Raw genomic sequence first — 13,498 nt, 5'->3', positions numbered from 1 at the left:
GACCGGCCGGCCGGCGACATCGTGGCCGACACCGTGCTGGTGGACAACCTCGGCGGCACCATCGAAGCCGTCACGCACCTGGCGCGGCACGGGCACCGGCGGATCGCGTTCCTCGGCGACAGCCCGGACATCTTCACCGCGGCCGAGCGCCTGCGCGGGTTCCGCGAGGGCTGCGTGCGCAACGGGATCTCCTACGACGAGTCGCTGGTGTCGATGGGGACACCGACGCCGGACTCGGTCGGCAACGCCGTCAAGCGGCTGCTCGACGGCCCGGAGGCGGCCACGGCGGTGATCGCGGGCAACAACCGGATCGCCGTGCACGTCCTGCGCGCCCTCGCGCACGCCGAGCGCCGCCCGGCGATGGTCGGGTTCGACGACTTCGAGCTGGCGGACCTGCTGAACCCGCCGGTCACCGTGGTCGCGCACGACGTCAGCGCACTGGGCCACGCCGCGGCCGAGCTGCTCTTCGCCCGCGTCCAAGGAGATCAGACCCCGCCGAGAAAGGTAGTCCTGCCCGTGCATCTCGTCGCCCGTGGTTCCGGTGAGGTCGCCCCGTGACCCTCGAACCGATCCGGCTCGCCGCCAACCAGCCGCCGCAGTTCTACCGCGGCGGCGACGCCATCGCGGCGCTGCGCGGCGCGCCGCCGGACAAGAAGTTCGGCCCGGAAGACTGGGTCGCCTCGGTGAGCACCATGTTCGGCCAGGACACCAACGGCCTCACCCGGCTCCCGGACGGTGCCTGGCTGCGTGACGCCGTCGAGGCGAACGCGAACGGCTGGCTCGGCGCGAAGCACGTCGAGGCGCTCGGGACGTCGACCGGGCTGCTGGTCAAGCTGCTCGACGCGGGCCAGCGGCTGCCCGTGCACTTCCACCCGGACGACACGTTCGCGAAGCGGCACTTCGACTCCCACTTCGGCAAGACCGAGGCGTGGATCGTGGTCGGCACCTACGGCGACGACCCGCGCGTCTACCCCGGCTTCAAGGAGACGCTGTCGAAGGCGACGGTGTCCGAGTGGACGCGGGAGCAGGACGTGCCGTCGATGCTGGGCGCGCTGAACAGCATCCCGGTGTCCCCCGGCGACACCGTCTACATCCCGGCCGGGCTGCCGCACGCGATCGGCGAAGGCGTGTTCGTCGTCGAACTCCAGCAGCCGACGGACTTCTCGCTCACCATCGAGTGGCGCGACTTCCTCGCCACACCGGAGAAGGGGCACCTCGGCCTCGGCTTCGACACCGCCATCGAGGCACTGGACACCTCCGGCTGGGACGCCGGCCGGCTGGACACGATCATCAAGCGCACCGCGGCCGACAGCTCGTCCACTGTGGACCTCCTGGCCGGCGGATCGGAGCGGTTCTTCCGAGCCGAACAGCTGCGTACCGACGAGTTGACAACGTTGTCACTCGATCCGTCCTTCGCGGTCCTCGTCGTCCTCGAGGGCGAAGGCACGCTGCGGACCGAGCACGGCGGCGAGCACGCGCTGGCGAAGGGCGACACCTACGTCGTCCCGTTCGACGCCGGCCAGACCGAGCTGTCCGGCACGGCGACGGTGATCCGCTGCCGCCCGCCGGCGCCGGAAGAGAGGCACGGATGAGCGAAATCCTCCTGGACGCGGTCGACCTGACCAAGCACTACGGGTCGGTCGAAGCTCTGCGCGGCGCGTCGTTCCAGGCGCGTGCGGGCGAGGTGACGGCCCTGATCGGCGACAACGGCGCCGGCAAGTCCACCTTGGTCAAGTGCCTCTCCGGCGCGGAGCAGCCGACGTCGGGGAAGATCCTCCTGGACGGCGCGGAAGTCCACCTCGACTCGCCGACCACCGCGCGGCGGATGGGCATCGAGACCGTCTACCAGGACCTCGCCGTCGCCCCCGAGCTCGACCCGGCGGCCAACCTGTTCCTCGGCCGCGAGATCCACCGCAAGGGCATCCTCGGCAAGCTCGGGATGCTCGACAAGAACGAGATGCGGCGCCAGGCGATCGAGGAGTTCCAGCGCCTCGGCGTGACGCTGCAGAGCACCGACGTCCCGATCGGCTCGCTGTCCGGTGGCCAGCGCCAGAGCGTCGCCGTGGCGCGCTCGGTCGTGTGGGCGTCGAAGGTCGTGTTCATGGACGAGCCGACGGCCGCCCTGGGTGTCGTGCAGCGCGAGCGCGTGCTCGACGTCATCAAGAAGGTGCGCGACAAGGGCATCGCCGTCGTGCTGATCAGCCACAACATGCCCGAGGTGCTGTCGGTCGCCGACCGCGTCGAAGTGCTGCGGCTCGGCAAGCGCGTCGCCCGGTTCACCGGGACGGACACGAAGCTCGAAGACCTCGTCGCCGCGATGACCGGCGCACTCGTGCAGGAGGAGGCGGCGTGAGCTTGTCCACTCCCACTCAGAAGGACATCCAGGAGACACCCGAAGCGGGCTTCGGCAAGCGGCCGCTCGGCAAGCGCCTGATCGAGGCCAACACGTTCTGGATCGGCCTGGTCCTGCTGACCCTGGTCATCCTGTTCAGCGTGATCGCGCCGGACAGCTTCCCGACGCTGTTCACCTTCCAGACGCTGTTCATCGAGTCCTCGGTCCTGCTCATCCTGTCGGTGGGCATGACGTTCGTGATCATCACCTCGGGCATCGACCTCTCGGTCGGCTCGGTGCTGATCCTCGCGGGCATGGTCGCGGGCAAGGTGATGGAGGCGATGTCCGGCGGCGACGCGTCGAAGGCGGGCTGGGGCGTCATCTTCGTCGGGCTCGTCGTCGCCGTGGTCACCGGCACGGTCTGGGGCGTGATCAACGGCGTCCTCGTCGCGGTGGCGAAGATCCCGGCGCTGATCGTCACGCTCGGCACGATGGGGGCCGCGCTGGCCACCGCGTACCTGCTCAACGGCGGCTCGGACCTGCGCACCGTGCCGGCGGAACTCACCAAGACCCTGGGCTACGGCACGTCCTTCGGGATCGTGCCCAACCTGGTGATCGTGGCGATCGTGATCACCGTGATCGGCGCGTGGCTGCTGCGGACGACGAAGTTCGGGCGGTACACGTTCGCGGTCGGGTCCAACGCCGAGGGCGCCCGGCGCGCGGGCATCGGCGTCACCCGGCACCTGCTGAAGGTGTACACGCTGACCGGGTTCCTGGCCGGGATCGCCGGGTTCCTGTCCCTGGCCTACTACAACTCGACCACCATCTCCGGGCACACCACCGACAACCTCAACGCCATCGCCGCGGTCGTGATGGGCGGGACGAGCCTCTTCGGCGGCGTCGGCACGATCCTGGGCACGGTGATCGGGGTCTTCATCCCCGCCGTGCTGCGCAAGGGTTTCAACATCATCCACGTCCAGGACTTCTGGCAGATGTTCATCGTCAGCTGGGTCCTGGTCGCCGCGGTCTGGTTCGACCAGCGCCGCCGCCGTCGCCGCAACTCCCGCTGAGTTCCCCCCGAGTACAAAGAGGTGCTTATGAATCTGACCAGGACTCTCACCGCCATGGGTGCCGTGGTCTCCGCCGCCGCCCTGCTCACCGCGTGCGGTTCCGGCACGGTCGGGCAGAGCGGGTCCGGCGACTCGGCCCAGCCGGTCGGCGGCAAGAAGCTCGCGCTGATCCCGGGCGTGCAGGCCGAGCCGTTCTACATCTCGCTGCAGTGCGGCGCCGAAGCCGAAGCGAAGAAGCTCGGCTACGAGCTGACCACCCAGGCGCCGCAGAAGTTCGACGCTCCCCTGCAGACCCAGCTGGTCAACGCGCTCGGCGCGAACCCGCCTGCGGCGCTGCTCATCGCCCCGACCGACGACACCGCCATGCTGGCGCCGATCCAGCAGGTGAAGGCGCGCGGCACGAAGATCGTCGAGGTCGACACCGCGCTGAAGGACACCGGCGTCGCCGTCTCGTCGATCTCCTCCGACAACGCCGCGGGCGGCAAGCTCGCGGCCCAGACGATGGCCAAGCTGGCCGGCGGCAAGAGCGGCTCGGTGCTGGTGCTCGACACGATCGCGGGCACGTCCACGACCGCGGCGCGGGCCAAGGGCTTCGAAGAAGAGCTGAAGAACTCGCCGAACCTCAAGTCGATCGGCATCCAGTTCACCCAGAACGAGCCGGAGCAGGCCGCGGCCAAGGTGACGGCGGCCCTGTCGTCGACCCCGGACCTGATCGGCGTGTTCGCGACCAACCTCAACACCGGCGAAGGCGCGGCGACCGGTCTCCGCAACGCGGGCAAGGTCGGCGCGGTCAACCTGGTCGGCTTCGACGCGAGCCCGTCCGAGGTCGAAGGCCTCAAGAACGGCCAGTACCAGGCCCTGATCGCCCAGGACCCGGCTTCGATCGGCACCCAGGGCGTCCAGCAGGCGGTCGCGGCCATCGAGGGCAAGCCGGTGACGCGGACCCTCACCGCGGAGCTGCACTCGATCACCAAGGCGGACATGGACGCCAATGCGCAGTACTTCTACAAGCAGAGCTGCTGAGCCGTCCGTCAGGGTCCTGCGAGCGGTGCGCACTCCGCTCGCAGGGCCTTGACCAGCGTGTTCACCGCCGGTGAACAGCGCCTGCCGGTCACCGCGGTGGGGGAACCGCTCACCGCACGCCCCGGTTGCCCGGACGGGTGTCCCGCGCCACACTCGTCTGCACATGCATCTGCACTACCAGATGCATGATCGCAGGGAGGGTGCGATGAAGTACGAACGCCCGGCTTTGCACCGGACGATCTTCGCCGTGGACGTCGAGGGCTACGGCGACCAGCGCAGGACCACGCCACACCGGCTGGCGTTGCGGGAAGGGCTGTACCGCGCGCTCTGCCGGGCGTTCGACGACGCCGGCGTGCCGTGGGCGGCCTGCCGGCGCGAGGACTGCGGCGACGGCGTCTTCGTCCTCGTCCCGCCGGAGATCCCCAAGGGGCTCTTCGTCGAGTTCCTGCCGGCCGCGCTCGCCGTCGCGCTGCACCGGCACAACCGCACGCACGACCCCGGGGCCCGGATCCGGCTCCGGATGGCGCTGCACGCGGGCGAGGTCGCCTACGACGACCACGGCGTCACCGCACCGGCGATCAACCAGACGTTCCGGCTGCTGGCGGCGCAGCCGCTGAAGGAGGCGCTCAAAGGGTCCCGCGGCGTGCTGGCCTTGATCACGTCGGCGTGGTTCTTCGACGAGGTCGTCCGGCACAGCGACGGCCTCGACCCGACGACGTTCCGGCCGGTGCCGGTGGCGGTCAAGGAAACGCGCACGACCGGGTGGATTTCGCTGCCGGACCGGCCGTACCCGGCGAACGCCCGCCTGCTGGGCACCGTGACGTCGATCGACCACTACCGGACCTGGCGCCGCCTCCGCCGCCACGCCCAGGTGCTGGCCGACCGGGACGGGCCCCCGTAGCCGTAGGATCTACTGCCCTGGACACCGCCGCCGAGGGGAGGCTCGACCGTGCACCTGCGCCCGGCGTCCCGCGCCGACCCGCTGCCGGTGCTCGCCGCCGCCCGCCGCATCACCGACGACCTGCGCGACGGCCTGGCCGGCATGCCGGCCCGCCGCGCCGCGCACCGCCTGCGCCGGCTCTTCGGCTTCCCGGGGCTCGGCCTCACCGACCTGTCCGGCTCCCTGCTGTGGTCGGGGCGGCCCGGCCCGGACGCGGTCGTCGCGACGGTGCTCGACAGCGTGCTCCACAGCGAAGAGCCCGGCTCGGCGCCGGACGTCCTGGTGCTGCCGCTGCACGTCCGCGACGAGCTGGCCGGGGCGCTGCTGGTCGTCGGGGACGTCCGGGACGCGGTCGCGGCCCAGGCCGCGGACCTCGTCGTGCAGGCATTGGAGCGCGGGCGGCTCGAGGCGTCGGCGGAACAGGCGGCGCAGGCCGAACTGCGCGCGCTGCGGGCGGAGATGTCGCCGCACTTCGTCTACAACGCCCTGACGGTCATCGCGTCGCTGGTGCGCTCGGACCCCGACCGCGCCCGCGACCTCATGCTCGACTTCGCCGACTACACCCGCTACAGCCTGGCCCGCCACGGCGAGTACACCGTCGTCGCCGAGGAGTTCCGGGCGATCGAGACGTACCTGGCGCTGCAGAAGGCGGTGCTCGGCGAACGGCTGCGCGTCCAGGTGCGCGTCGCGCCGGAGATCCTCGCCGTCGCGGTGCCGTACCTCGTGCTGGAGCCCTTGGTGGAGAACGCGATCCGGCACGGCATCGAGCCTCGGTCGGGCACCGGGCAGGTCCAGGTGCACGGCCAGGCGGAAGGGAACGACTGCGTGATCTTCGTCGAGGACGACGGGGTCGGCATGGACCCGAAGCGGGCGGCGGACCTCCTCGCCGGCCGCGTCGGCGAGGACGACCCGGCCGGGCTCGGACTGGCCAATGTGGACCGGCGGCTGCGGGACGTCTACGGCGCCTGGTACGGCCTCACCGTCGAAACCGAGGTCGGTGCCGGCACCCGGGTGATCGTGCGGGTGCCGCGGTTCCAGCCGGGGGTGCTGCCGTGACCGGGCTCCGCGTGCTCGCGGTCGACGACCTGCCGCCCGCGCTGGACGAGCTCTGCCGCATGCTGCGCGAAGCCCCCGAAGTCGGCGAAGTCATCGGCGCGGCTGACGCGCTGAAGGCGTTGAAGCTGCTTCAGGCGGATCGCTTCGACGCGGTGTTCCTCGACATCTCGATGCCGGGCCTCGACGGGCTCGAACTCGCGTCGCTGCTGGCGAAGCTGAGCGAGCCGCCGGTGATCGTGTTCGTCACCGCGCACGACGGGCACGCGGTGGCGGCGTACGGCATCGGCGCGGTCGACTACCTGCTCAAGCCGGTCCGCACCGAACGGCTGTCCGCGGCCCTGGCGAAGGTGCTGCGGATGGCGACCCCGGCGTCCCGGCCGACCCCGGACGCGATGGCGGCACTGCCCGTCGAGTCGGGCGGGCGGACGCGCTACGTCCGCCGCGACGACGTCCTGTTCGTGGAGGCCCACGGCGACTACGTCCGCCTGCACACGCGGGGCGGGGTGCACCTGGTGCGGATGCCGATCTCGCGGCTCGAGGAGTACTGGGAAGGAACCGGGTTCAGCCGGGTCCACCGGGGCTTCCTGCTGGCCGTGGGGGCGGTGCTGGAGCTGCGCAGCGACTCGGCGGGCGGGCTGCTGGCCCACACCGAGGCGGGCGACGTCCCGGTGAGCCGCCGGCACGCGCGGGACCTGCGCGACCGGCTGCTGGAAGCGGCTCAGCGCGGCCAGCTCGGGTCCGAGCCGCGATGAGCAGGATCCGGCGGGTCGCCGTCACCAGCCCGCAGACGCGCCTCGCCCACGCGCGCCGCCGGTCGCGCGGACGCTGGCGCCAGCCCCGGCTCCCCGCGGGCGACACCCAGCGCGCCACCGCCCTCTACACCGCTCAGCGCCGCCGCGGCGTTCCCGCGCTGGTCCTCATGTTCGCGCTGCTGCTCGGCCTCCCCGGCGTGTTCGCGATCTTCCCGGGCCTCGACACCGTGCGGCTGCTGGGGATTCCGCTGTCCTGGCTGATGCTCGCGGTCCTCCCCTACCCCGCGATGGCGCTGCTGGCCCGCTGGCAACTGCGCCGCGCCGAACGCATCGAGGACGAGTAGTGGGCGTCGCGCTCGCTGTCGCGCCGGTCGTGCTCGTGACGCTGCTGATCGGCGTCCGCGGGGTCGCCGCCATGCGCACGACGTCGGACTTCCTCGTCGCGTCCCGGCGCATCTCGCCGCTGGTGAACTCGGCCGCCGTCTCGGGCGAGTACCTCTCGGCGGCGTCGTTCCTCGGCATCGCCGGGCTCGTCGTCAAGGACGGCATCGGGGCCCTGTGGTACCCGGTCGGTTTCACCGCCGGGTACATCGCGATGCTCGTGCTCGTCGCCGCGCCGATGCGGCGGTCGGGCGCCCTCACCGTCCCCGACTTCGCCGAAGCCCGGCTCAACTCCCCCGCGCTGCGCCGCCTGGCCGCGGTGGTCATCCTGGTGATCGGCACGATCTACGTCGTCCCGCAGTTCCGCACCGCCGGCCTGGTGCTCGCCGCGGTCGGCGGCACGCAGTACTGGGTCGGCGTGGTGCTGGCCGGCGCCGCGGTCAGCGTCACCCTGGCGCTGGGCGGCATGCGCGCGGCGACGTACGTGCAGGCGTTCCAGTTCGTCCTGAAGCTGGTGCTGTTCCTCATCCCGGCGATCTGGCTGGTGCTGCAGGCCGGCGCGGTCAACCGGACCGACGCGCTCAACCCCGTCGAGTTCACCCACTTCGCCCGCGAGACGCCGGTGCGGTTCGAGGTCGACGTCACCATGGAGATCCGCGAACCGACTCCGGTGCGGCGCAACGGCGTCGTCGAGACCCTGCCGCCGGGCGAGTTCACCGCGCACAGCCAGGACGAGGTCGTGTTCGGCACCGGCGCGGCCGTCCCCGCGGTCCGCGGCGGCGCCGCCCTCGGCGGCCCCGACTGGCAGCGCCCGCTGCTCGACCTCGGCGACCAGGGCCACCCGCTGCTCGGCACCTGGGCCGTGCTCATCGCGACCATGCTCGGCACGATGGGCCTGCCGCACGTCCTGATGCGCTTCCACACCAGCCCGGACGGCCGTGCCGCGCGCCGCACCGCGGCGATCACCGTCGCGCTGCTCGGCGTCTTCTACCTCTTCCCCGGTGTCTACGGCGTGCTCGGCCGGGTCCTCGTCCCCGGGCTGTACCTCTCGGGCGCGACCGACACCGTGGTCGTCGCGCTGCCGTCCCAAGTGGACAGTGGCTGGGCCGGCGGGCTGTTCACGGCGCTGCTCACCGCGGGGGCGTTCGCCGCGTTCCTGGCGACGTCGCTCGGCCTGCTGCTGGTGATGTCCGGCGCGCTCGCGCACGACCTCGTCCCCGGCGGGCTGCGGCGGCTGCGGATCGCGGTGTTCGGCGTCGCCGGGGTCATGGTGCTGCTGGCGCTGCGCTCGGCCGAACTCGACGCCGGTGTGCTGGTCACGTGGGGTTTCACGGTGGCCGCGTCGACGTTCTGCCCGCTGCTCGTGCTCGGCATCTGGTGGCCGCGGCTGACCGCGACCGGCGGGATCGCGGGCGTGCTGACCGGGCTGGTGGCGTCGTCCGGCTCGATCCTGTTCGCCCTCGCCGGGCCGCCGCTGCGCGGCTGGGTGGCGATCCTGGTGCAGCAACCGGCACCCTGGTCGGTACCCTTGGCATTCGGCGTAATGGCGCTGGTCTCGCTGCGGGGCAGGCCGCCCACCTGGTCGACGGCGGCGATGCTCCGTCTGCACCTGGACGAACCCCGTTCGTCAGGACCGCGCGACCGTTCGTCAACCGTTCGTCGTCTGGCGCGGCTGTTGAACCGTTGAACCTTCACTCAGGACTCACACGTCCCTACGGTGTCGCACGTCACTTTCCGCAGCGTCGCAGGGAGCAGCGATGAGCACGACGGACACCGGCGGGCCCCCGGAGACCTCAGAGACGATCTGGGAACGGGCACACGAGAGCACCGAGTTCCGCGAACTGCGCAGCCGCCTGCGCCGGTTCGTCTTCCCGATGACGGCGGTGTTCCTCCTCTGGTACCTGCTGTACGTGCTCCTCGCGGACTACGCGCACGGCTTCATGAGCACCAAGGTGTTCGGCAACATCAACGTCGGCCTGATCTTCGGCCTGCTGCAGTTCGTCTCGACGTTCGTGATCACCGGCCTCTACGTCCGGTACGCGAACCGGAAGCTGGACCCGGTCGCCGAGAAGATCCGCGAGGACATCGAGAAGGAGCAGGCATGACCGCGACACTTGCCGCGAGCGTCGAGGGCAGCAACCCGCTCCTCAACATCGGCATCTTCGCCCTGTTCGTGGTCATCACCCTGGTGATCGTGTTCCGGGCCAGCCGCAACACCAAGACGGCGTCGGACTACTACGCCGCCGGCCGCGCGTTCACCGGCCCGCAGAACGGCATCGCGATCTCGGGTGACTACCTGTCGGCCGCGTCGTTCCTCGGCATCGCCGGCGCGATCGCGATCAACGGCTACGACGGCTTCCTCTACTCGATCGGCTTCCTGGTGGCGTGGCTCGTCGCGCTGCTGCTGGTCGCGGAACTGCTGCGCAACACCGGCAAGTTCACGATGGGCGACGTCCTCGCGTTCCGGATGAAGCAGCGTCCGGTACGGGCCGCGGCCGCGACGTCGACGCTGGCCGTGTCGTTCTTCTACCTGCTCGCGCAGATGGCGGGCGCGGGCGGGCTCGTGGCCCTGCTGCTCGGCGTCGAAGGCGGTGGCGCGCAGGCACTGGTGATCGCCGTGGTCGGCGTCATCATGATCGCCTACGTGCTGATCGGCGGCATGAAGGGCACCACCTGGGTGCAGATCATCAAGGCCGCGCTGCTGATCGTCGGCGCGCTCGTGATCACCCTGTGGGTGCTCGGCAAGTACGGCTTCAACTTCTCCAGCCTGCTGCAGGCCGCCGTCGACAAGGCGGGCAAGGCCGGGGAGACGCTGCTCGGCCCGGGCAAGCAGTACGGCGCCACCGGCACGTCCAAGCTGGACTTCCTGTCCCTCGGCATCGCACTGGTGCTGGGGACGGCGGGCCTGCCGCACGTCCTGATGCGCTTCTACACGGTGCCGACGGCGCGCGACGCACGCCGCTCGGTGGTCTGGGCGATCGTCCTGATCGGCGTGTTCTACCTGTTCACGCTGGTGCTCGGCTACGGCGCCGGTGCGCTGGTCGGGCCGGACACGATCAAGAAGGCGCCGGGCGGCGTCAACTCCGCGGCCCCGCTGCTCGCGCTCGAACTGGGCGGGCCGGTGCTGCTGGGCCTGATCTCCGCGATCGCCTTCGCGACGATCCTCGCGGTGGTCGCCGGCCTGACGATCACGGCGTCGGCGTCCTTCGCCCACGACGTCTACGCGAACGTCGTCAAGCGGGGCAAGACGTCGCCGGACTCGGAGGTCAAGGTCGCCCGGATCACCGCGGTGGTGATCGGCATCCTGGCCATCGGCGGCGGCATCCTGGCCAACGGGCAGAACGTCGCGTTCCTGGTCGCGCTGGCCTTCGCCGTCGCGGCGTCGGCGAACCTGCCGACGATCCTCTACTCGCTGTTCTGGAAGCGGTTCAACACCCAGGGCGCGCTGTGGTCGATCTACGGCGGCCTGGCCATCACGATCGTGCTGATCGTGTTCTCGCCCGCCGTTTCCGGCAAGAGCACGTCGATGTTCAAGAACGCGGACTTCGCCTGGTTCCCCCTGAGCAACCCCGGCATCGTCTCGATTCCGGCCGCGTTCATCCTGGGCTGGCTGGGCACGGTCCTGTCCAAGGAGCACGACGAGAAGAAGTACGCCGAGATGGAGGTCCGCTCCCTCACCGGCGCGGGCGCCGAGAAGGCGGTCGTCCACTAGCTCCACCGACCCCGAAGGCCGTCGCGAGGGTGTTCCCGATCCCCTCGCGGCGGCCTTCGGCCATTTCAGTACGGCAGCTTGCCCTGCGCGACACCGTTCACGGCCGCCTCGAACTGCTTCCGCAGGTACTGCCAGAGCCCGCCGCCCAGCGAAATCCTCGCCACCCCCAGATCGGCGAGGCTTTCCAGGCCCGGGCTGCCCGGCCACGCGGTCACGTTGACCGCACCGCCGGTTTCCCGCACGAACTCCGCGATCAGCTCCGGCGCCTTCAGGTGGATCGGGTAGACGCAGTCGGCACCCGCTTCGAGGTAGGCCTTCGCCCGGGCGACGCCCGCTTCGAGCGCTTCCTTCGGATCCACGCCGCGGAAGGAGTCGACGCGGGCGTTGATCACCAGGCCGTCGCCCGCCGCCTCGCGCAGGGCGGCGATCCGGGCCGCCTGCTCGCCGGCCGGCCGGACGTCGCCGGTCGCGTGGTCGGTGTCCTCGAAGTTGCAGCCGACCGCGCCGGCGTCGAGCAGCCGTCCGGCCAGTTCGGCGCCGGACAGGCCGTAGCCCGACTCGGCGTCGACGGTGACCGGGACACCGACCGCCTTCGCGATCCGCGCGGCGGCGGCGAACATCTCGGCCGCGGGCGCCTGCTCGCCGTCGGCGAACCCGAGCGCGGCCGCCACGGCGACCGAGCTGGTCGCGATGGCGGGGAACCCGGCGGCCTCGACGAGCTTCGCGGTGTCGGCGTCCCAGACGTTCGGCAGGACCAGCGGCTTGCCGGGGACGTGCAGCGCCCGGAGCGCGGCGGCGCTCACGCGTCCCGCTTCGGCAGCGGCGTGTGGCTGGTGATGGTCATCCGGTTCCAGCTGTTGATGGCGATGATCTCCCACGCCACCGCCTTGTACTGGTCCTCCGTGAACACCTTGACGGCCTGCTCGTAGACGTCGTCGGGCACGGTCTGCGTCGCGGACAGCTTGGTCATCGCTTCGGTGAGGGCGAGGGCGGCCTGCTCCTGCTCGGTGAACAGGTCGGTTTCGCGCCAGCCGTCGAGCACGAACAGCCGCCGCGGCGACTCGCCCAGCTCGAGCGCGTCGCGGGAGTGCATGTCGAGGCAGTACGCGCAGCCGTTGATCTGCGACGCGCGGGTCTTCACCAGTTCCAGCAGCTTGGGGTCGAGCCCCGCGTTGGCACCGGCCTTGTTCACCTCGGCCTGCAGGTTCGCCATCGCCTGGTAGAGCTCGGGAGCGCCCCCGAGTCCGATTCGCTTGCTCATGCCGTCCACGCTAGTGCGAACTGGTCCACGGGTATGGTCCAGTCACATGACGGATTCGTGGTCCAGTTCCGGGCTCGACGTCCACCTCGGCTGGCAGCCCTCGTCCGGCCGCACCGGGCTCGCGGCGGCGATCCGCGCGGCCATCCGGGACGGCCGGTGGCAGGCGGGCGCGGCGGTGCCGTCGACCCGCGCGCTGGCCCACGACCTGGGCATCGCCCGCGGCACGGTCACCCGCGTGTACGCCGACCTCGCCGCCGAGGGCTACCTGCGCACGGCCCAGGGCGCGCCGACCCGGGTGGCGACGGCGGGGTCGCTGCCCCAGTCCGCGCCGCGGCAGGCCCCGCGTGACCCGGCACCGCGCTGGGACCTGCGGCCGGGCCGCCCGGACCTGACGGCGTTCCCGCGGCAGGCGTGGCTCACCGCGACCCGGCGGGCCCTGCTGCGGACACCGGCGTCGGCGTTCGGCTACGAGTCGGAGCTGGGCGCGCCGGAACTGCGGGACACCCTCGCCGGCTACCTGGCCCGGGCCCGCGGGGTGGTCGCCGACCCGGCGCGGATCGTGGTGTGCCACGGGTTTTCGCACGCCATCGCGGTGGTGTCCCGGGCTTTGTTCTCTTTGGGGACGGGCGAAATGGCGTTCGAGAACCCTTCGCTGGGCATGTACCGGTCGATCGCGGCGGCCCAGGGCCCGCGGATCGTCGGCGTGGACGTCGACGGCCACGGCCTCGACGTGTCCGCTTTGGACAGTCCGGCGGTGGTCGTCACGCCGGCCCACCAGTACCCCACCGGCGTCACCCTGGCCCCACCGCGCCGGGCGGCGCTGGCCCGCTGGGCGAGCGAATCGGGGGCGTTCGTGCTGGAGGACGACTACGACGGCGAGTTCCGCTTCGACCGCCAGCAGGTCGGGGCGCTGCAGGCGCTGGCGCCGGAGCGGGTGGTGTACGCGGGCACGGCCAGCAAGACGCTCGCCC

Annotated in this window: 15 protein-coding genes; 13 read left to right on the top strand and 2 right to left on the bottom strand. The window is 71.4% G+C overall.

Translation table 11 applies throughout. The features are described 5' to 3' along the window. The 12 genes from CCN39_RS12750 to CCN39_RS12695 form a co-directional block, all read left to right on the top strand. Positions 1–558: substrate-binding domain-containing protein (locus tag CCN39_RS12750; RefSeq protein WP_143264025.1), on the top strand; the 558-nt coding region annotated here is incomplete at its 5' end. After that, entirely contained in the window at positions 555–1,592 is a 1,038-nt protein-coding gene (locus tag CCN39_RS12745) for a class I mannose-6-phosphate isomerase (protein ID WP_086841619.1), read from the top strand. The genes CCN39_RS12750 and CCN39_RS12745, both read left to right, overlap by 4 nt. Next, a complete protein-coding gene (locus CCN39_RS12740; protein ID WP_086841617.1) occupies positions 1,589–2,353 on the top strand; it encodes an ATP-binding cassette domain-containing protein in 765 nt (254 codons plus the stop codon). The genes CCN39_RS12745 and CCN39_RS12740 overlap by 4 nt, the downstream gene beginning before the upstream one ends. Beyond that, positions 2,350–3,402: an ABC transporter permease gene (locus CCN39_RS12735; RefSeq protein ID WP_086841615.1), complete on the top strand. Its 1,053-nt coding sequence runs from the start codon at positions 2,350–2,352 to the stop codon at positions 3,400–3,402. The genes CCN39_RS12740 and CCN39_RS12735 overlap by 4 nt, the downstream gene beginning before the upstream one ends. 27 nt (positions 3,403–3,429) lie before the next feature. Next, entirely contained in the window at positions 3,430–4,425 is a 996-nt protein-coding gene (locus tag CCN39_RS12730; protein ID WP_086841613.1) for an ABC transporter substrate-binding protein, read from the top strand. 205 nt (positions 4,426–4,630) lie between these two features. Then, complete coding sequence (locus tag CCN39_RS12725) at positions 4,631–5,326, top strand: hypothetical protein (protein ID WP_086841611.1); 696 nt, start codon at positions 4,631–4,633, stop codon at positions 5,324–5,326. 48 nt (positions 5,327–5,374) lie between these two features. Further along, positions 5,375–6,421, top strand: a complete 1,047-nt coding sequence (locus CCN39_RS12720; RefSeq protein ID WP_086841610.1) for a sensor histidine kinase — start codon at positions 5,375–5,377, stop codon at positions 6,419–6,421. Beyond that, a complete protein-coding gene (locus CCN39_RS12715) occupies positions 6,418–7,173 on the top strand; it encodes a LytR/AlgR family response regulator transcription factor (protein ID WP_086841608.1) in 756 nt (251 codons plus the stop codon). Before CCN39_RS12720 ends, CCN39_RS12715 begins: the two co-directional genes overlap by 4 nt. Beyond that, positions 7,170–7,517: a hypothetical protein gene (locus tag CCN39_RS12710; RefSeq protein WP_086841606.1), complete on the top strand. Its 348-nt coding sequence runs from the start codon at positions 7,170–7,172 to the stop codon at positions 7,515–7,517. The genes CCN39_RS12715 and CCN39_RS12710 overlap by 4 nt, the downstream gene beginning before the upstream one ends. Next, on the top strand, positions 7,517–9,241 hold the full coding sequence (locus CCN39_RS12705; RefSeq protein WP_086841604.1) for a sodium/solute symporter: 1,725 nt from the start codon (positions 7,517–7,519) through the stop codon (positions 9,239–9,241). The genes CCN39_RS12710 and CCN39_RS12705 overlap by 1 nt, the downstream gene beginning before the upstream one ends. Positions 9,242–9,311: 70 nt before the next feature. After that, positions 9,312–9,659 carry a DUF485 domain-containing protein gene (locus tag CCN39_RS12700; protein ID WP_086841602.1) on the top strand — a complete coding sequence of 116 codons (348 nt, stop codon included), beginning with the start codon at positions 9,312–9,314 and terminating at the stop codon, positions 9,657–9,659. Further along, positions 9,656–11,266 carry a monocarboxylic acid transporter gene (locus CCN39_RS12695; protein ID WP_086841600.1) on the top strand — a complete coding sequence of 537 codons (1,611 nt, stop codon included), beginning with the start codon at positions 9,656–9,658 and terminating at the stop codon, positions 11,264–11,266. The genes CCN39_RS12700 and CCN39_RS12695 overlap by 4 nt, the downstream gene beginning before the upstream one ends. A 65-nt stretch (positions 11,267–11,331) precedes the next feature. Here CCN39_RS12695 and CCN39_RS12690 read toward each other — a convergent pair whose 3' ends face one another. Both CCN39_RS12690 and CCN39_RS12685 read right to left on the bottom strand, forming a co-directional pair. Continuing rightward, the gene (locus CCN39_RS12690) at positions 11,332–12,069 is read right to left on the bottom strand and encodes an isocitrate lyase/PEP mutase family protein (protein ID WP_086841598.1); all 738 of its coding nucleotides are present in this window, start codon (positions 12,067–12,069) and stop codon (positions 11,332–11,334) included. Further along, the gene (locus CCN39_RS12685; protein WP_167455057.1) at positions 12,066–12,527 is read right to left on the bottom strand and encodes a carboxymuconolactone decarboxylase family protein; all 462 of its coding nucleotides are present in this window, start codon (positions 12,525–12,527) and stop codon (positions 12,066–12,068) included. Before CCN39_RS12685 ends, CCN39_RS12690 begins: the two co-directional genes overlap by 4 nt. Positions 12,528–12,573: 46 nt before the next feature. On the opposite strand from CCN39_RS12685, the gene CCN39_RS12680 reads away from it, so the two are divergent. After that, the coding region (locus CCN39_RS12680) for an aminotransferase-like domain-containing protein (protein WP_086841594.1) at positions 12,574–13,498 on the top strand (925 nt) is incomplete at its 3' end.

The organism is Amycolatopsis kentuckyensis, from assembly GCF_002155975.1.
GTDB lineage: Bacteria > Actinomycetota > Actinomycetes > Mycobacteriales > Pseudonocardiaceae > Amycolatopsis > Amycolatopsis kentuckyensis.
The sequence above is the reverse complement of the archived record's forward strand: the minus strand, read 5'-3'. Positions and strand labels throughout refer to the sequence as shown.

What these genes read in the sequence shown, in the direction of transcription:
- CCN39_RS12740 (WP_086841617.1), top strand. Translation starts at nt 1,589, where the DNA reads ATGAGCGAAATCCTCCTGGACGCGGTCGACCTGACCAAGCACTACGGG.
- CCN39_RS12710 (WP_086841606.1), top strand. Translation starts at nt 7,170, where the DNA reads ATGAGCAGGATCCGGCGGGTCGCCGTCACCAGCCCGCAGACGCGCCTC.
- CCN39_RS12685 (WP_167455057.1), bottom strand. Translation starts at nt 12,527, where the DNA reads ATGAGCAAGCGAATCGGACTCGGGGGCGCTCCCGAGCTCTACCAGGCG.
- CCN39_RS12725 (WP_086841611.1), top strand. Translation starts at nt 4,631, where the DNA reads ATGAAGTACGAACGCCCGGCTTTGCACCGGACGATCTTCGCCGTGGAC.
- CCN39_RS12695 (WP_086841600.1), top strand. Translation starts at nt 9,656, where the DNA reads ATGACCGCGACACTTGCCGCGAGCGTCGAGGGCAGCAACCCGCTCCTC.
- CCN39_RS12730 (WP_086841613.1), top strand. Translation starts at nt 3,430, where the DNA reads ATGAATCTGACCAGGACTCTCACCGCCATGGGTGCCGTGGTCTCCGCC.
- CCN39_RS12700 (WP_086841602.1), top strand. Translation starts at nt 9,312, where the DNA reads ATGAGCACGACGGACACCGGCGGGCCCCCGGAGACCTCAGAGACGATC.